Here is a 17,339-nt window from a genome sequence, read left to right as displayed (position 1 = left end):
CAAGAATACTGAATTAATCTAATAGACTATAAACAGTCTTAAACAATCAAAAATAAGACCACAACATTGTAGAGGGTCTCTTATGTTTTAGTGATTGGGATGTTATGCCACTCATAATAAACATGTGGTAGTGGGGAAATAAGAAATTTAATTTAGACATGCACATTAAGATGTATTGCTGAAGCTATTCAGTATAGGAGTTTGGATCGGGAGGGTTGGCTCGGATAATAAAAAGCACCAAACGCCAAACCCCAAGCACCAAACACCAAGCACCAAATAACAAATTCCAATTAATTGCTGGCTGTTCCTACTCTTTTGGAATTTGGTCCCGATAGCTTCTCCTTCGTAATACTATGGAGAAGGAGCTATCGGGATGTAGTTTGGAATTTAATTAAAAAGTATTGGTTGGTCTTTCTTAACATAGGATGGAGTAGGAGATAGGTAGCAATTATTTATGGTCATTGTTATGCCCTGGCACCTTTGATTAATTTTTTTATTTAGGTTGATTTTGAGTAACTTGATACAAGGAAATCCTTAACCAAGAACGTAATGAAGAGTGTACTACTACTTTTGGCAGGTCTGGTCCTTTATTCCTGTAAGCCATCCAATCCAGTCCCAACAAAACAAGATATTCCTGCCATTAAGGATTCTATAGCAATAGTTTTTTTGACTTGGTCAGATCAGTTTGAAAGTCTTAGCGTAGAAGGTATTATGGAATATATGGCAGATGATGATGAGGTGATTTGGGCCTCGGATGGTTCCATTACCATGGGCCATGAAGATATAGGTGATTGGATGAAAGAAACATTATCCCCAATCGAAAATTGGAATTACACAAAATATGGCGAGGCAACTATATCTGTATTGGGGTTTGATGCTGCGGTTCACACAGTCGATTTTGAAGAAAGTTTAACTTTGTCTACAGGCGATACCATAGTTGTCAAGGGTGTTTGGACAAACGTCTTTAAACGAATTGAAGGTGACTGGAAAATTATTAATTCAGCTGCTTCTTATCTTGCCGATTAACAACACAAAAGTTGCCAACTTCAGGGCACGAGCGTGACGCTCGCGCCAGCGGGGGGAATTTTAATTTTGTCAAAACAATGATGAAATAACTTAGGAAGACTTTTTCATTTCAGTTCTTATAAATCCTTATTGGGAAAAATTTGGCAAGAAATGTAATTGGCATAACAATAAAAAACAAATGCCAGAAAAAATCTGGCATCCGTCTACAAATTTTTAAATTGAAACATCTCTTTCTTCATTTGGGCTATGGAATTTAAGTTTAAATGAAACCTTTCCATCTTTCAAATGAATTTTATTCAGGAAGATGATTTGTTATGCAGCTTTTTTGTTTCCTTATCATAGTTGTCCAATAGTTGTTTAAGATTATTGATAGCTTCCGAAGTTAATTCGCCTTTTGCTCCTTCAATAATCCATCGGGCTGATGATATTAAGGTTGCTAATTCATATCCTGTCAATGCAATCTCAAAAATGTTTCTTTGCCCTTTTTTAATTTGCATGAGCGATTTGTTTGGTTTTTAGGAAATTACCCATTTTAGTAAACTCATTTGCAAATTCTTCATAATCTGTTCTCATGCCGTTTAGATAAACACTCCAACCAACACTCATCTTGGCATAATGAACAGCTTCTTGTATTTCTTCCTCGGTAGCACCAAAAAGTTTAGCCGCTTCCGTGTGAAATAAAGTACAATAAATACACTTAGTCTCCGCATGAATTGCGATACCCATAAGTTCTTTGTACTTATTTGGGATTAGTGTTTCTCCCAATTGCAGTCTTTTGAACATTTGCCATTCGTATTCGAGGTATTGATCGGGGATGCTTTTAAAGAAACTAGGGACCAATCCTAATGTTTCTTTCATTTCCATTTCCACCTCATTACGATTTCTTGTTGTAATCATGATATACGGTATTTAATTAATCCTGCTTTTTAATATTAACTTCAGGAAGAGAGGATGATACCTAACTAAAGTAAATTATCATTTTAGAAGTCTATTTTCTAGGTATGTGCGGGCCGAATATAAGATTTAGATAAACTGCGGTAAATGATATTGGTCATGCCATGATGATTTATTGCCATTGGTCTAATATGTGCTCGAAAGCTATAGACTAATAAACCACCACATTATATAACATTACTAATGTAGCCCTTGTCGGGGGCGGGGCATATCTGCAACCGGGTGAGATATCTTTGTCGCATAACGGGGTACTCTTACTTGATGAACTCCCGGTATTTAAAAGGGGGGTGCTGGAAGGAGTTTGGGATTTGGGTGTACACCATATTAGTGAAGCCATACAATACAGGTCACTCGACAGATATGGTTTATTGGGATAAATTTCATTAAATGCGTATCGATGACCTATTGACATTCTTTTCCTTTATGGAGATTTGCTTATATTTAATTGTATGAATTACAACCTGGGCGCATTGCTTTCTATCCTGGTAGCTTTCCAATTTTTGTTTTTGGCGCTCTACCTGTTTACGAACAAAAAAGGAATTAATAGAAACAATAGGCTGCTGGCTTTGCTATTTTTTTTGTTTGCTATTAATCTGATAGATTTTGCAGCCCGAGTTAGCGGGTCCATATTTCCCAATCCTATGGTTCATCTCCTAGATGATACCTTTTTTTTATTGTATGGCCCTATTCTGTATTTCTATTGCCGTGCTGTGATTTTCCACGACTTTGCTTTTAAAAAGAGAGATGCGTGGCATTTACTCCCTTTTGCAATATATATATTCTTAGTGCTCTTTCTGATTGTTTCCCTGGACAAGGAGTCTGGGCCGGAAATTGCGCTAAAAATTACTACTGCAGATTTTCCTGCCTGGGTGTATATCATTAGTCTGTTTATTTATCTACATATATTGTACTATTTGTGGATATCCTGGCGCACGGTAGAAACGTATCATACAGTAATAAAAGATAAGTATTCCAGTATAGACGGGATTAAACTAGACTGGCTCAATTTTATGCTACGGGCTTTTACTGTAATCACTATTGTTGCAATGATTCATAACCTGACACCCATTTTCAGCAATAGGATATTTCTGTATGTTTCGGTTACGGTATTACTTCTTACAACTTTTTACTTCATTAATCTGATATTGGTAAAGGCACTAAATCAACCTGCTATATTTTCTGGGATAGCTAAAAAAGAAACTGAAAAGTATGCGATGTCTAATCTTAGTCCGGTTGATATTAATAAATATAAAAATCAGCTAACAATTTTGATGCAGACAGAACAACTATACCTGAATCCTGATTTGAATAGCAAAGATTTAGCCAAGGAGTTAGGCATAAGTGGGAAAACGCTCTCCCAGGTAATAAATCAGGGATTTGATCAAAACTTCTATGATTTCATAAATACCTTTCGCTGTGAAGAGGTGAAAAAAATTCTACAAGGACCAGATAAGAAAATGACCATAATTGAAGCCATGTTTCAAGCCGGGTTTAATTCCAAATCTTCCTTCAACAAGGAATTCAAAAAACTGACCGGTCAAACGCCATCCGAGTTTAAAAAAAGTCTATCCCAAATCTAGATATACCTAGATTATGCAATAATCATTGTATTTATTTCGACCGTTTTCCTGAAGACGGTCGAATTCCATTTTTCTCTACAATAGTTTTGAATCTAATTTAAAATTCAAATAATATGGAAACTAAAATAAAAAATGTAAAATCCGAGCAACAGACGTGGATATACTGCCTTGGCGAAATGTTATTGGTATTTCTTCCGGCCTTTTTGTTTGTTAAATTTACCAGTGCATGGGTTGGTGAAGATCTAATCCGTAGTTATAGTGTTGTCTGGGTTGCTAATCTCCTTATGTTAGCTATGATTTGGACAAGTTTGAAACTGCGCGGACAGTCCTGGAAAGAATTTGGACTGACCTTCAATAGGGTAACTATAAAGCAGGGCCTCCGGGTCTTTGGACAATCTTTGGTGGTATTTATATTTGCTACCTCTTGCTTTATTCTTGGGGCTATTATTATGGCCAATATCACTGGGGTTCCCGAAAGTGCGGATTTCAGCAGATATGATTTTTTAAAAGACAATTTAATGGGGCTCCTTCTGTCACTTTTGGGAGTTTACTTTATTTCTTCTTTTGCTGAGGAGGTAATCTACCGCGCGTTTTTAATAAATCGCATTGTTGAAATAACACAATCCTTCAAATATAGCAAGATAATAGCTGTACTTCTTAGTTCGGTTTTCTTCGGGTTAATTCATTATGAATGGGGTCTTATGGGGATGGTCCAAACCGGATTTATGGGTTTAGCTATGGGAATTAGCTATTTAGTGCTAAAGAAAAGACTTTGGACACTGATTATTGCTCATATCTATATGGATACACTCCTCTTTGTTCAGATTTACCTTGCCAGCAACTAAATTCATCTTATGAAACATACAGAGCAGTTTACGATTTAATAGAAATTATTACTATGAATAGGCCCGGCCAATCAAAGATGCGCACGGAAAGCTCTATACTTGTGCCCCCAACCCCTTACCTCGCAGTCGAGTAAAACTTTAATGTACTAGCATGACGCTAGTAGTTGAAGAGTTATAGGAGAAACAGGAATTTACATATATTTAGCAATTAATAATAATTGGCCAATATGAAATATGTTGCTTTAACGATTAGTATCTCGTTCTTGTTTATGAGCTGTTTACAAGAAAAGGAGGAGATATCCTCACAAACAGAATACACCAGTACTAAATATGAGGCCTTAGTAAGTCTGTTTACTAAATGGAGGTCATTTGAAAACCCACCTCAAGTTAATGGAGTACCAGATTATTCGCGCTCTGGTTTTGAGAAAAGACAACCCCAGTTTAATACCTTAAAAGCTGAACTATTAGCAATAGATACCACTTCCTGGTTCGTTTCACAACAAGTGGATTGGGTGATCGTTTGGGCTGAAATGAATGGCTATGATTTTAATTATAGAGTTCTTAGGCCCTGGGAACGGGACCCGGCCTTTTATAAGTCAGTTTGGTCTTATAAAAGTGATGTTCCTGCACATGAAGGCCCCACCCATCATGGAACTACTGAACTATGGACGTACAGTTATCCTTTATCCGAAAGTGAACGGACACGCCTGATTCAAGATCTTAAGGTCATCCCCGGTTTAAATGAACAGGCTATGAAGAATCTGACAGGGAATGCAAAAGATTTGTGGATCGCGGGTATTAGAGATATCAAGGAACAAAGTATGGTCCTGAAAAAATTTAAGGAAAAAGAGGAATTAAAAGCCGATAAGGAAATAGTAGCTGTCATAAACCAGGCTATTACTTCTACAGATAATTTCGTATTGTGGTTAAAGGAACAGTCGAGTTTTAAAACCGGGCCTTCAGGTATTGGTAAGGAAAATTACACATGGTACCTTCAAAATGTACACCTTGTTCCTTTGACATGGGAAGATGAGGTCATGATTTTGAAAAGAGAGCTGGCAAGGGCCTGGACTTCCTTAAAATTGGAAGAGCATAAGAATAGAGATTTACCGGCATTAGAAGATGCCAACTCTCCGGAAGCTTACCAAAAGCTGGCAGATGCTGCAGCAAATAGTCTAATCAGTTTTTTAAACGAACAGGAGATAGTGACTGTAAAGCCATATTTTGAACCTGCCTTACGAGAACATCTTGGTGAATATGTTCCCAGGGAGAAGCGGAACTTTTTTGTAATTGGAGAGCATTATGACCCCAGGCCTTTGTATTCACATTTTTATCATTGGTTTGAATTAGCAAGGATGGAGTTTGAACCTCATAAAAGTGAAATACGTCGCGGTCCGTTATTATATAATATTTTTGATTCCAGAAATGAGGGTACAGCTACCGCCGTTGAAGAAATTTTTATGGAAGCTGGCCTTTATAATGATAGTCCCAGGGCAAGGGAAATAGTGTATATTATGATCGCTCAGAGGGCTGCAAGAGGTTTGGGGTCATTATATGCACACGCCAACGAAATGACTATGGAAGAGGCAGGGGGATTACACTCGGAGTATACGCCCAGGGGATGGATGAAAACGGAAAAGGAGTTACTCATTTTTGAACAGCATCTATACCTCCGACAACCTGGATACGGCACCAGTTATATTACAGGAAAGTATCTTTTGGAAAACGCCATGGCGGCCTATGCCAAACTATTAGAACAGGAGGAAAAACCATTTATACTCAAAGACTTTTTTGATACCTTAAATAGTATTGGGAATATACCCATCTCCTTAGGACATTGGGAAATGACAGGCTCTAATGAGAATTTAGAATTAATTATTGAATCGAAATAATTACGGGATAATAATGAAAAAAAAAGGCTTTTTAAGAACATCATCAACTTTTGCTACCGCAATGGCCTTAGTGCCTTTATCATCTTGCAAAGCGGACAAGCAAAAAGTGATAAAAGAAACAGAACCTATAGTATTGCGCAAAAACTGGGCATGGGATTATATTTATAAGGCCAAAAACCTCTTTGAGCCCAATACGCCAGTCAAAACTTTCTTAAACCTTTAAAATAATTATAAAATATAGATTTTAGGTGTTGATATTAATTTAATAGGCATAAAACTTCTCCTTTCAACCTAATTGATTTATTCATCCTTGTCATACACCACTTTTCCATCAAAAATTGTCATGGCTATCTCAGTACTTAAGAACTCCTCTTCAGCTACCCTCATTAAATCCTGGCTATAAATCGTAAAATCGGCTAGTTTGCCCACCGTAATAGAGCCTTTTATGTCTTCCTCAAAAGCGCCGTAAGCAGCATCCAAAGTGTATGATCTAAGGGCTTGCTCCCTGGTCATTTTCTGTTCAGGTTCATAACCGCCTTCGGGGGTGCCTTTTAAAGTCTTTCGACTTACACTGGAATACAAACTGGCTATTGGATCCAGAGGTTCTACGGGTACATCGGTACCATTTACAATCGGGATACCACTTTGTAATAAGGCTTGCCACATATAAGCTCCTTCTTTGATTCGCTGTTCACCCAAACGGTCAATAGCCCAGGGTCTGTCAGAAGACAGGTGTACTGCCTGCATGGCAGGTATCACACCTAACTGGGCAAAGCGTGGTATATCATCCGGATGCAAATGCTGTGCATGCTCGATTCTAAATCTATGATCGGTTGCCAGGTCAGGTAATTCATCAAAAGCGATTTCATAGCGGTCTAGTATTTCCCTGTTGGCCCTATCTCCTATGGCATGTGAGCAAACCTGAAAACCATGTTGTAATCCGTTCAAAGCGGTTTCTTTCACAAAAGCCATAGGCAAGGTTTCGAGACCAAAATGCCCGGGTCTGTCTGTGTATGGTTCTAATAACCACGCGCCGCGTGAGCCTAAGGCCCCATCGCAGTTCAATTTTACGGACCGAATGGTTACCAAATGACCCGGATCTATGAAAGGACCTTTTTGATACCATTCACTAAGCAATTCTTTATCCCTACCGGTAACCATGACGTACATACGGACTTTCATTTTATCCGCTGCCTTCATTTCTTCGTAAAGGGTAATAGTCTTCCTTCCAATACCCGCATCGTGAAAACCGGTAATGCCATTTCTGTGACAGGCGGCTACTGCCAATTCAAAAGCTTTGGCGTCTTTCTCAGGAGTACTTTCGGGAATATGTTTGGTTATCAAACCTTGGGCACGTTCATTGAAAATGCCCGTTGGTCTTCCCAGCTGATCGCGCATTACTTCACCACCCTCTACCTCAAATTTGTTTACACCGTCTTTGGGTAAAACTTGCAGACCCGCAATATCCATTGCAGCGGCATTAGCAAAACCGGCATGTCCGCTGGCATGTCCAAGGTATACTGGATTATCTGGAGAAACTTCACTGAGTCTGTAATGTGTTTGAAAGCCATTTACGGTATCGGAAGGCATTTCGGTCCATTTACTTTGATGCCATCCTCTCCCTGTAATCCATTCCCCCGGTTCGGCTTTTTCAACTGCTTTAGCAACGGCATCAACTATTTCCTGATAGCTCGTAGTATTCATGAGGTCAAGATTCAATTCGTTATACCCCAATCCCATAAAATGACCGTGTCCTTCTATTAGACCAGGAGTCATGGTTTTGCCCTCTAAATCAATTAATTGTGTCTGATCATCTTTATATTTTTCGGCGTCTTCAAGACTGCCGGCATAAAGAATTTTGTTGTCTTTTGTAGCTACCGCTTCCACGGTTGATTGAATGGTATCCACAGTATAGATAGGACCCCCATAAATGAGCAGGGTGGCAGACTGTTTTTCAGGGCTGGTACAGGCCGTTAAAATAATGAAGAGTAGTATTAACCTCCAGAAAATAGAATTTCGTAATCGCATATATGTTGGTTTTTAGGAAAACTAAAATTACAATTTTAAAATCTAAAGGAGACCAATAATTTTGTATTCAATGGAGCCATATGGTTACTCTGGTATAGAGATATACAAGGTGTTGATTTCTATAAAATCATCATTTGGTTTAGTACAATAAACATGCAAGGTGGTATTGGGGGTTTGAACGGTGTGTATATCAGCCTTACGCATTCGGGTGTACTACTGAGGCCATCCAATATCGGAGTTTGGACAGGAAAGGATGGTTGGGCTGATGGCAAGTACCAAATTACAAGCACCAAATAACAAAGTCCAATTTATTAATGTCGGTAACTACTCTTTTGGAATTAGGAACTTGTATTTAATCATTTATCAAGCCTTACTACTATTTGATTGGATGAGCGGTTGAAATCCACCATAAACCATCCGTTTGGCATCAAAAACCATCCTTGACGGATCTGTCAATGGGTCAATTAAATCCCTCATTCTCGGGTCAGCCGCGACCCGCTCATTTGCAAGGTCACGCGCCTCGCGTGAATCGAACACAACCCATCCAAATAAGATGGCTTCATCCTCTTTTGCACCTAAGAGTTCCGGGAAAGAACGTGTACCTTCCAATTTTAAATCCTCACCAACATACTCAAAGTAGGCGAGTGCACCGTGTTCCTTCCAAATCTTCGCAACAACTTCAGCCACATCCCTATATTGGTTCAGATGATTTCGTGGAACGGGAAGGACGAATCCGTCTATGTAATTTGTCATGTTTTCTTTCATTTTTATTCCGTTTCTTGTATTAGTTAATTCATTGATTTTGATTCTAATTTATTTTTTTTGATACCCACTTGCATGCGAATCTTCAAATGCTTTATTTTTTTGTAGTTCTATAGATTTCTTTATGCTGTTGCCCAACGTGATGTGTATGATTAGTTGCGGGAAAATTCTATTGAATTTTTTCGCTTTGTTAAAGATAATTGATTGCAGGATTTTCAACTTGGAAAATCCGACCGCATTTAATTATACACCGCTTAAGTTTGATTCTCTTTAAATTGATAGTATAATCAGAAAGAACAAAAGAGAGAATTAAGGTTAGGGGAGAGGCAGCTATGAATCATAGGTATTGTTGGGTGTAGTTTTTATTCCCCCATTCGGATTTTCAAGTCTATTCGTCCATGTAAAATTCTGGTTATTTCTACAAGGCTTGAATCAATTTTCCGGTAGAAAATGATATGTCGATTTGTTTTAAGTCCGAGCAGGTTATGTGTAATTCCATCGTAGTTTTTTCCTAAATCCGGGTTTTCAGCAATGTCACGGCAATTATCAAGCAGCATTTGGTAGTATTTGTCAGCTTGCCGTTCCGACCACTGCTCAAATGTGTAATTCCAGATTTCCGTCAAATCTTCGACTGCTTTGTTGGTCAAATAGTATTTAGCCATGCAGTCATTTATTTGACTTTAGGGATTTAAGATGTTTTTGCGAGTCAAAATCCTTGGCGATTCCACTATCGATACCTTCTTGAATAGCAGTCTTTAAAGCGATTACCTTACTTTCTTCCTCCTCCAAAAGTCTTAGTCCAGCCCGGATAACTTCACTTACGTTTTTATACCGGCCTTCGTTAATGCGTTTATGGACAAATTCATCAAAATAATTTCCCAACGATATGGATGTATTTTTGCTCATCAGAGTATGGTTTATTCAAAAATACCAAAAATTGGTAACTTTATCAAATTCCACCCAACTTGTTTATATAGATGTAAAATACATCTTTATACACCTACTATTAGTATAAAACCGATGTAATCATGCATTTTTGTTTTCGTTGTCTAAAACTTACAAATCCTGGTAAATATCTGTTGTCATTCAATATCGGAGCTTGGCTAAGGAAGGATGGTTGAGCTGATGGCAAGTACCAAATAGCAAGCACCAAATAACATACACCAAGCACCAAATAACAAATAACAAAGTCCAATTTATTATTGTCGGTAACTACTTTTTTGGAATTTGGTCCCGATAGCTTCTCCTTCGTAATACTATGGAGAAGGAGCTATCGGGATGTAGTTTGGAATTTATGGAAGAGAGGGCAGGCTGTCCATACACAGCGCATTGACAGTCAGTTACGAACTGCAAATTATTTGATAACATTATCAGCATTGATATTTTTATTCTCTATCTTAGATAAGATAGATAGTATATGCAAACGGAAAAATTCAGACTTTCCCCGACTGTAAGGCATATTATGATTTTCCTGATGATGACTAATTTGTTAAATAAATGGGTCGGAAGATAAATATATTTGTGATCTACGCCTTGGCGGATAAAGATATAATGATTCATCTTTTGCGTCATTTGGACCCCTTGAACGAAGCTTTCGATTTATCTATTTGGCACGATGATCCTATTATTGCCGGGCAGCCCTGGAAAACTTATATTGAATCACGCATACATCATACCGATATATTTCTTCTCTTGGTAAGTGATGATTTCATGAATTCTCAATTTATCAAGCAGATTGAATTTAAAGCTATCATTGACAGGCATAAAGAAAACAAGTCTGTTGTCATCCCTATAATTATTGATAATTGTCAGTGGGATATTGATCTTAAATTAACAGACTACGATATTAATCTAAATGAATTACAAATATTGCCGGAGGAAGGAAAGCCTATAGGAGATTGGGATTCAGCTGATCTGGTATATAACAATGTTGCGGCAGGCATAAGAACGATAATTACGCCATTTGTAGATAATTTGAATCAGGAGGAACCAAAAAAAGAAATAGAAAAGAAGGCAGCGAATGACATAAGCGAAGAGCAGGTAGCGATCAGTTCTGCAAAAGAGGAAGAAACCGATAGTATAGCCGGGGAAGGGACAAGTTTTAAGGAAGAAATTGATGCGGTGGAGGAGAATAGACTATGGGAGGAAGCCGAAGCCAAAAGAAGGGCCGAGGCGGCAAAAAGAATTATGGAAGAAGCAGAAGCATCGGCCAAAAGAAGAGCAGAGGAGGATAGATTATGGGAAGAAGCTGTGGCCAAAAGAAGAGCCGAGAAGGAGAAAAGAATTAGGGAAGAAGTGGAAGCATCGGCCAATATAAAAACAGAGGAGAAGAAAAAAAGTAAGGAAGACCAAGTAACCAGGAGAAATGCCGGGGAAGAGAACAGAGATGAAGAAACAGCAGAAGCGGCAACTATTCTAAGAGCTGAACAGCAGAAAATACGTAAGGAAGAAGTAGATGCCAAGCTTCATGCCGAAGAAGAAAACCGGATAAAACTTGCGGCTGAAGCCAACGGGAAAGTTGAAGGAACACAACAGGGGAAGGACACCAACTTAAAAAAAAGAGTGCTTACGGCATCCCTGGCAGCAGTACTTATTGTTGCGGTAATATGGGCTTTTTCAGTATTTAATAAAAACTCCGAAAGACCCTTACCCACCTCACCGAAAATTAATGCAGCAGATATTAAGGATTCAACTGCTTTGGAAAAAACTAGTATTGATTCTTTGAATAAGGTAGCGACTCTCACAAAATTAGTTATTGGTGACATCCACGATGAAGGAATTATTTTTGCAATTAATCCTTCTAACAATACTGGCAAAATCGCGCATCTTGAAGACGCCGGTCCGATGGCATGGCAAAATGCTGCTAAAATTCACGAGCAATTAGGTGAAGGATGGAGATTGCCAACTTTCGATGAATTAAGAATAATGTACCAGACTATAGGACAGGGCGCAACCAATAGCGGTGAATTTGCTGATGAACTGTATTGGAGTGCTACTGCATATGATGATTACCAGGCACGACTTATAAGATTTCAAGATGGCAATACATCGTATCATTACAACAAAAATGTAGAACACCGGAAATTTAAAGTTAGGGCAATTCGCGATTTTAGGCGATAAATAGGCAGAATTATCATCAAATTAATTATTGACATAAGCACTCTTTTGGAATTTAATTAAAAAGTAGTGATTGCCAGTTACCTATCCAGGGTAATGAATTATCTATAGAAGTATTCGAGTGATTTAATTTCTTGATTTATAATAATGCCTCCTATATCATAGAACTTTTTCGCTACATCATTTTCAATGCTGTTTCTTCTTTCCATACAATTGGAAATAATACCAGGCGGCGATACCACCTGTGAAGGAAAATATAGCCAACATCCAAAACACATGCTGATGACCCACTGCACCCGGTGAATTCTCTAAGAGAAATCCCATCGCGGGCCCTGCGAATATATCTGGAGTATAGCCTATTAGTGAAATAAGACCAACAGCAGTCCCCGTAAGTATCAAAGGGATCTGCCCCCTCTCCATCACTGCGAAGTATAGAGAACGTGCAGCGTATACTCCGGTCGCCACAACCAAAATGGATATAAAAAACAATGCTGTTGACGAATCAGAAATTATACCTGTAGCGAACAATAATGCCCCCAGGAATGAAACTACAAAACTAACTACCAACCAGTAGGTAGTATCTGTGCGATCTGCCAGTACCCCAATTAGTACCCCAATGACAGGACGGACAAATAACAAAAAAGTACCTACCTGGGCCGATTGTACCTGGTCATAAAGCATTACGTCCTGCGCATAGAGCGAAAACACATCTGTGATTTTATAGCCTACATAAGCACATAAAATAATGATCATCAGTAACCAAACCGAAGGCAAACGCAGCACCTCTTTTATTTGTGATATCGTTATTTGGTCCAGGATGATCTCTTTTTCTGCTTTTGGATCCATTTTCATAAAGAACCACACCAATAGGCCCACTATAGCAACTATGCCCGAGGAAACCAGAATCACATACCTGAAAGCTGCTCTGCTTTCAGAAACGGTCGCCTCTGAAACTTCAGTATTGATAAATAACGCAAAAATAAATACGCCCATAACACCGAATAGGGCACCCACTAATCCACGTCCGCCGTCCAAAAATCCAAACGCCTTGCCTTGTGAAGAAGACCCACCCCAGACTCTGGTAGCCTTGATCATTGGAGCCCAGAATAAAAAAATGGTTGTAAAACCCCAATAACCATAAAGTATTTTTAATGCTGTATAACCGGGAAAAGTAGCATAGACCAAGCCTCCCAAGGCTGTCATCCACAGTGCCACAGCAATCAATTTTCTTGGAGGATATTTATCGGCCAGGGGACCACCAAAGAGATAGGATAGCAAGGCTACTATCCCATATACAGAGAAACATATGCCCAACTGCACATTGTCTAGCCCAAATGCCTCAAGCACTGTAGGTCTAAAGACCCGTGCAAGAACAAATGGAAGAATAAATACAGACTCCCCGGCCAAAATGAGTAGCAAGAGAAAGTGCCATGGGGCTTTTTTTTGATTCATCGAGTTTGGGGGCTATTACAGAATAATTTGATCATATAAAAGGATGGCAGGCGGTTAGCTCACCAAGTTACTGAATTATCTATAAAAGCATCAAGCACTAAATCCCAAATCTCAAAGAACAAATTCCAAACATCAAATTCTAAATAACTATGATTTATAGCCAGGCTCTTGGAATTTGAAATTTATGGGATTCCGAGGGTTGGGTTAGCTTAATTTGGAGCTCCACATTGTAATAAAGCAGCAGAATTACTTGTGGTTGAGCTGTGCCTTCTACATTTAAATCAATATAAAAAGCAATGAAAGACATAATAATCAGGCCTTTAATCGGTTATTTAGTTATAAAATCCTATTTTCAATCTGTTTAACCCTAAATCAAACATTAATTTACCTATGCAGAGTTACAAAATCTTGGCAGGCACAACGATTTTAATTCTTGCGCTTTTGGCTCTAACCGGAAGCATTAATAATGCTGCATCCACTTCTGAGTCCAAAGATCCTATTTCAACCGCTAAGTCAAAGAAATCTTTAGCGGATCAAAGAGAGGCGCAGCTATATAAATTGCAGCAACAAGAATTGAAAGTTGCCATAAGAGCATATTTTGATAAAGCCATCGCATCTGGTGTCATAGTAGGTGCCGGAGTGAGCATCGTAAGAGGAGATTCGATTGTAATTTCAGATGGATTCGGCAAAAGAAATATTAATGTAAATGGCGGCGTTGACGGCCAAACGATATTTAGACTCGGATCCCTGTCAAAAGGATTTGCCGGTATATTGGCTGCCAATTTAAAAGATGAAGGCAAATTAGATTGGGAAGATAAGGTCTGCGATTATATTCCGGGATTTCAGTTGGGGAATACAAGTAATACAGATAAAATTACTCTGGCCAATATTTTATCACACACTTCAGGGGCACCTTACCATAGTTTCACCAATCTGGTTGAGGCCGGGTTGTCATTAACAGATATTGCTAAACGCTTCAAAGAAGTTACACCAATTAGTAATCCCGGTTTGATGTATAGCTATCAGAATGCCCTGTTTGCCCTCTCTGGTGAGATGATGTACCAAGCTACCGGCCAGGAAATCACTACATCATTGGAGAATAGGTTTTTTAAGCCTTTGGAAATGTGTTCAACCACAATGGATTATGAAACTTTGGCGCATGAAAAAAATGTTGCAATGCCCCATTCAAAGAGGCGAAACGGGTGGAGACCCAAAAAACTTAACGACCATTATTACAATGCCATAGCCGCTGGGGGTATTAATGCCAGCGCTATAGATATGGCCAGATGGATGCGGTTTTTACTAGGGCATAACCCGGAGATAATGAGCAAATCTGCTTTAAAAGAGGCTTTTAATCCAATTGTAGAAATTAAAGGCCACAGCAAATATTACCAGCGTTGGCCCGGACACTTATCCTCACATTACGGCTTTGGGTGGAGAATCCATAAATTTTCTGAAGAGGAAACAGGTTTGCAAAAAACCATTTGGCACCACGGGGGTAGCGTAAACAATTATAGAAATGAAATTGCGGTTTATCCTGAAGCCGATCTGGGGATTTGTGTTTTATTAAACAATAACTCCAAACTCGCCAAAACATTGGTCCCGGATTTGTACAAGATTGTTAAAGATATATATGACCAAACCACTACCAAAATTGCCCTGACAAGCGTTCCTAAGACTATACCAGCCTTTTGAGTGGCATATTAATTTAAAAAAGTACAACTCTAATAAAAGCTAGAACCATTGGTTTTTCAACCTCTAACACTATATTTATATAAGTTCTTGGCGGCATCCTTTTAAAGTTTTAAAACAAGTTCTATTTCATCGTAAAACCAGGGTATTTACTTGTCGGCTACAGCAATCCATTTCCATTTGGATTCATGCTTTTTTGACGACTCGAACTATTATTTGCACATTATTCTAAAAAGCACATATTTACCCCTGTCATGGGTGTTATCTATAGAATCTATTTATCCTGTTGGACGGTCCAGATTGGGGTACAGACTGTTAAATCGTTGGGCCCTGTATACAGAATAACGGATTTCTGGATCATAAATATGTAGTTCCCAGATTTTTTCAATAGATGGTTTTTTGGTTACTTCCAGGATTCGGGCCCATTGATGGCCACCGAATGTAGGCATCAGCTTGCCTTCTTTATCCTTAAAACGCCCACCATCGGTTATTAAAATATTGCCTGTATTTGTGAGGTAGTCGGCATCACTAATAAAAGGCGAAACAAATCGTTCCTTTTCCGGCCCATAGGTCCATACTTCTTCTACGGTCCCGGCAGCTTCATCTACCCGCAATTCCAGTGCGCGACTAAAACGTTCTTCCTCCGGCATGGGGGGATTTGGAGGTATAAAGCGGCCTCCGCCGTTGTCATACATAAGAATTGTGCCCTGGGGGGTCATTTCTACTCCATGCTGGTGGCACGGCCAAATTAGGTCGCCCTTTGGTTTCAGAAGTTTGTCGGACCAGGGTTTCTCCCAACCCGTAGGATCCCCTAGAATCCATAGTAAGTTGCCGGTTTTCATATCAATTTTGTATATCGCACATTGAAAATTGGATGAGACAAGAACCGCGTCTTCTTCTTCTATGTAATAAATGGCATTACTGTGGGTAATATCATAGGGAAGCGGATCGTAAGTTTCTTTATAAATATCGTAGTAATGATCTCCACTTAAAGAACCATCACCCAGACGTCTGGGGTCCAGTATATCTACCAGAGACCATTTACGTAATGTGCTGCCATCGGGAGCAAACTCTATGATGACATCACCTGCAACGTCTGCGGTTTGTTTCTTAACAGAAGGAGGATACTCCACAGGGAAATCCTCCAGGGAACGGACCTCCAGGCCCAGACCAAGGAAATTACCTGAGGCAAGCTCTATTACGTCGTGGTGAAACATATCCGTAGCCACAGCAATGCTTCCTTCTGTCACGGGTTTTGAAACTGCGCCAGAAGAATACCATTCCTGAACTATGTTCCCCAGCATATCTACTTCAAAAACACGTCCGTCTTCAACTCCTCCAAACATCAGGTTTCCGTTATGTTTTCTGCGGACTTCATCAATCCAATGATCTGTTTTCAGGTACCAAACTACATCCCCCGCTTCATTTACCGCAATAGCATAACCCCAGTCCGCATCATCATCAAATGGTTCTTTCCACCGAAACACAGTGAACATCGTTATACCCGGCTCCATCTCAGCGGTTTTCTCCTGTACCAGCTCCAGTGAAGGAAAATCGTCTGGCAATGGAGGGGTTTCAATAGTAAGGGAATCTAATAGGAGTTCCCTGCCATTTTCATCTCTGAGGGTTGCTGTAATCTGATGTAGTTTCCCCGGTTTCAGTCCCAGAACCAAAACTTGATGATTTGTTTTTAAGGAATCATCAGGTTGTACAATTTGCCGTGTAACCCCATCATCAATAGTTAAGGTAGTGCTTACCGGACGGTCTGAAGTAAAAGTCAGAATTCCTGCCAATGGGGCATTTTTATTCGGATTCGCAACTAGTCGCACATTTGTGGCCACAGGAGGTCCCGCACAGCTGAGAAGAATAAGAGTGGCAAAAAATGCCAGCAGGGCAAATCTGTATGATCTCAAATTGAGGAGAATGATCAGGAAAGGATACACAGCATTCTTGGACCGATTACTTATATGCATGAATTTCATCTGGTTTTG

15 protein-coding genes and 1 pseudogene are annotated in these 17,339 nt (G+C 39.3%); 8 read left to right on the top strand and 8 right to left on the bottom strand.

Annotation, left to right across the window (positions count from 1 at the left end):
- Positions 1 to 549: 549 nt before the first annotated feature.
- On the top strand, positions 550 to 1,026 hold the full coding sequence (locus Q0X66_RS05405; protein WP_297704029.1) for a nuclear transport factor 2 family protein: 477 nt from the start codon (positions 550 to 552) through the stop codon (positions 1,024 to 1,026).
- Between the two features lie 296 nt (positions 1,027 to 1,322).
- Here the strand turns inward: Q0X66_RS05405 and Q0X66_RS05400 are convergent, their stop codons facing one another.
- Complete coding sequence (locus Q0X66_RS05400; protein ID WP_297704027.1) at positions 1,323 to 1,523, bottom strand: hypothetical protein; 201 nt, start codon at positions 1,521 to 1,523, stop codon at positions 1,323 to 1,325.
- Positions 1,513 to 1,923 carry a carboxymuconolactone decarboxylase family protein gene (locus tag Q0X66_RS05395; RefSeq protein WP_297704025.1) on the bottom strand — a complete coding sequence of 137 codons (411 nt, stop codon included), beginning with the start codon at positions 1,921 to 1,923 and terminating at the stop codon, positions 1,513 to 1,515. Before Q0X66_RS05395 ends, Q0X66_RS05400 begins: the two co-directional genes overlap by 11 nt.
- 227 nt (positions 1,924 to 2,150) lie before the next feature.
- Here Q0X66_RS05395 and Q0X66_RS05390 point away from each other — a divergent pair.
- The 5 genes and pseudogenes from Q0X66_RS05390 to Q0X66_RS05370 all read left to right on the top strand — a co-directional run.
- Positions 2,151 to 2,276 (top strand): annotated as a pseudogene (locus Q0X66_RS05390) (ATP-binding protein); the annotation flags it as partial.
- A gap of 153 nt (positions 2,277 to 2,429) precedes the next feature.
- On the top strand, positions 2,430 to 3,560 hold the full coding sequence (locus Q0X66_RS05385) for an AraC family transcriptional regulator (protein ID WP_297704023.1): 1,131 nt from the start codon (positions 2,430 to 2,432) through the stop codon (positions 3,558 to 3,560).
- Between the two features lie 113 nt (positions 3,561 to 3,673).
- Positions 3,674 to 4,405: a CPBP family intramembrane glutamic endopeptidase gene (locus Q0X66_RS05380; RefSeq protein WP_297704021.1), complete on the top strand. Its 732-nt coding sequence runs from the start codon at positions 3,674 to 3,676 to the stop codon at positions 4,403 to 4,405.
- 269 nt (positions 4,406 to 4,674) lie between these two features.
- Positions 4,675 to 6,297 (top strand): hypothetical protein, encoded by a 1,623-nt coding sequence (locus Q0X66_RS05375; protein ID WP_297704019.1) that lies wholly within the window; start codon positions 4,675 to 4,677, stop codon positions 6,295 to 6,297.
- A 13-nt stretch (positions 6,298 to 6,310) separates the two neighbouring features.
- The gene (locus Q0X66_RS05370; RefSeq protein ID WP_297704017.1) at positions 6,311 to 6,520 is read left to right on the top strand and encodes a hypothetical protein; all 210 of its coding nucleotides are present in this window, start codon (positions 6,311 to 6,313) and stop codon (positions 6,518 to 6,520) included.
- A gap of 77 nt (positions 6,521 to 6,597) precedes the next feature.
- On the opposite strand, the gene Q0X66_RS05365 is transcribed toward Q0X66_RS05370, so the two are convergent.
- From Q0X66_RS05365 to Q0X66_RS05350, 4 genes are all read right to left on the bottom strand, one after another.
- Positions 6,598 to 8,325 carry an amidohydrolase gene (locus tag Q0X66_RS05365; RefSeq protein ID WP_297704015.1) on the bottom strand — a complete coding sequence of 576 codons (1,728 nt, stop codon included), beginning with the start codon at positions 8,323 to 8,325 and terminating at the stop codon, positions 6,598 to 6,600.
- Positions 8,326 to 8,688: 363 nt separating this feature from the next.
- Positions 8,689 to 9,078, bottom strand: a complete 390-nt coding sequence (locus Q0X66_RS05360; RefSeq protein ID WP_297704013.1) for a DUF1428 domain-containing protein — start codon at positions 9,076 to 9,078, stop codon at positions 8,689 to 8,691.
- A 371-nt stretch (positions 9,079 to 9,449) separates the two neighbouring features.
- Positions 9,450 to 9,749, bottom strand: coding sequence for a type II toxin-antitoxin system RelE/ParE family toxin (locus Q0X66_RS05355; protein ID WP_297704011.1), 300 nt, complete (start codon positions 9,747 to 9,749; stop codon positions 9,450 to 9,452).
- Between the two features lie 4 nt (positions 9,750 to 9,753).
- On the bottom strand, positions 9,754 to 9,993 hold the full coding sequence (locus Q0X66_RS05350) for a type II toxin-antitoxin system ParD family antitoxin (RefSeq protein ID WP_297704009.1): 240 nt from the start codon (positions 9,991 to 9,993) through the stop codon (positions 9,754 to 9,756).
- Between the two features lie 591 nt (positions 9,994 to 10,584).
- On the opposite strand from Q0X66_RS05350, the gene Q0X66_RS05345 reads away from it, so the two are divergent.
- The gene (locus Q0X66_RS05345; protein WP_297704008.1) at positions 10,585 to 12,207 is read left to right on the top strand and encodes a TIR domain-containing protein; all 1,623 of its coding nucleotides are present in this window, start codon (positions 10,585 to 10,587) and stop codon (positions 12,205 to 12,207) included.
- A 183-nt stretch (positions 12,208 to 12,390) separates the two neighbouring features.
- Here Q0X66_RS05345 and Q0X66_RS05340 read toward each other — a convergent pair whose 3' ends face one another.
- Positions 12,391 to 13,656, bottom strand: a complete 1,266-nt coding sequence (locus Q0X66_RS05340) for a nitrate/nitrite transporter (protein WP_297704006.1) — start codon at positions 13,654 to 13,656, stop codon at positions 12,391 to 12,393.
- 390 nt (positions 13,657 to 14,046) lie between these two features.
- Between Q0X66_RS05340 and Q0X66_RS05335 the strand changes: the two genes are divergently transcribed.
- Positions 14,047 to 15,351, top strand: a complete 1,305-nt coding sequence (locus Q0X66_RS05335) for a serine hydrolase (protein WP_297704003.1) — start codon at positions 14,047 to 14,049, stop codon at positions 15,349 to 15,351.
- A gap of 275 nt (positions 15,352 to 15,626) precedes the next feature.
- Here Q0X66_RS05335 and Q0X66_RS05330 read toward each other — a convergent pair whose 3' ends face one another.
- Complete coding sequence (locus Q0X66_RS05330; protein ID WP_297704001.1) at positions 15,627 to 17,330, bottom strand: aryl-sulfate sulfotransferase; 1,704 nt, start codon at positions 17,328 to 17,330, stop codon at positions 15,627 to 15,629.
- Positions 17,331 to 17,339: the final 9 nt, after the last annotated feature.

This window comes from uncultured Eudoraea sp., from assembly GCF_947260015.1.
Taxonomy (GTDB): Bacteria; Bacteroidota; Bacteroidia; order Flavobacteriales; family Flavobacteriaceae; genus Eudoraea.
This window is presented reverse-complemented; position numbering and strand designations above follow the sequence as displayed.

Bases quoted from the DNA above. Each gene is read 5' to 3' on its own strand.
- Q0X66_RS05370 (WP_297704017.1), top strand. From the start codon at position 6,311: ATGAAAAAAAAAGGCTTTTTAAGAACATCATCAACTTTTGCTACCGCA.
- Q0X66_RS05360 (WP_297704013.1), bottom strand. From the start codon at position 9,078: ATGACAAATTACATAGACGGATTCGTCCTTCCCGTTCCACGAAATCAT.
- Q0X66_RS05365 (WP_297704015.1), bottom strand. From the start codon at position 8,325: ATGCGATTACGAAATTCTATTTTCTGGAGGTTAATACTACTCTTCATT.
- Q0X66_RS05345 (WP_297704008.1), top strand. From the start codon at position 10,585: ATGGGTCGGAAGATAAATATATTTGTGATCTACGCCTTGGCGGATAAA.
- Q0X66_RS05375 (WP_297704019.1), top strand. From the start codon at position 4,675: ATGAGCTGTTTACAAGAAAAGGAGGAGATATCCTCACAAACAGAATAC.
- Q0X66_RS05400 (WP_297704027.1), bottom strand. From the start codon at position 1,523: ATGCAAATTAAAAAAGGGCAAAGAAACATTTTTGAGATTGCATTGACA.
- Q0X66_RS05350 (WP_297704009.1), bottom strand. From the start codon at position 9,993: ATGAGCAAAAATACATCCATATCGTTGGGAAATTATTTTGATGAATTT.
- Q0X66_RS05330 (WP_297704001.1), bottom strand. From the start codon at position 17,330: ATGAAATTCATGCATATAAGTAATCGGTCCAAGAATGCTGTGTATCCT.
- Q0X66_RS05385 (WP_297704023.1), top strand. From the start codon at position 2,430: ATGAATTACAACCTGGGCGCATTGCTTTCTATCCTGGTAGCTTTCCAA.
- Q0X66_RS05380 (WP_297704021.1), top strand. From the start codon at position 3,674: ATGGAAACTAAAATAAAAAATGTAAAATCCGAGCAACAGACGTGGATA.
- Q0X66_RS05395 (WP_297704025.1), bottom strand. From the start codon at position 1,923: ATGATTACAACAAGAAATCGTAATGAGGTGGAAATGGAAATGAAAGAA.
- Q0X66_RS05355 (WP_297704011.1), bottom strand. From the start codon at position 9,749: ATGGCTAAATACTATTTGACCAACAAAGCAGTCGAAGATTTGACGGAA.
- Q0X66_RS05340 (WP_297704006.1), bottom strand. From the start codon at position 13,656: ATGAATCAAAAAAAAGCCCCATGGCACTTTCTCTTGCTACTCATTTTG.
- Q0X66_RS05335 (WP_297704003.1), top strand. From the start codon at position 14,047: ATGCAGAGTTACAAAATCTTGGCAGGCACAACGATTTTAATTCTTGCG.
- Q0X66_RS05405 (WP_297704029.1), top strand. From the start codon at position 550: ATGAAGAGTGTACTACTACTTTTGGCAGGTCTGGTCCTTTATTCCTGT.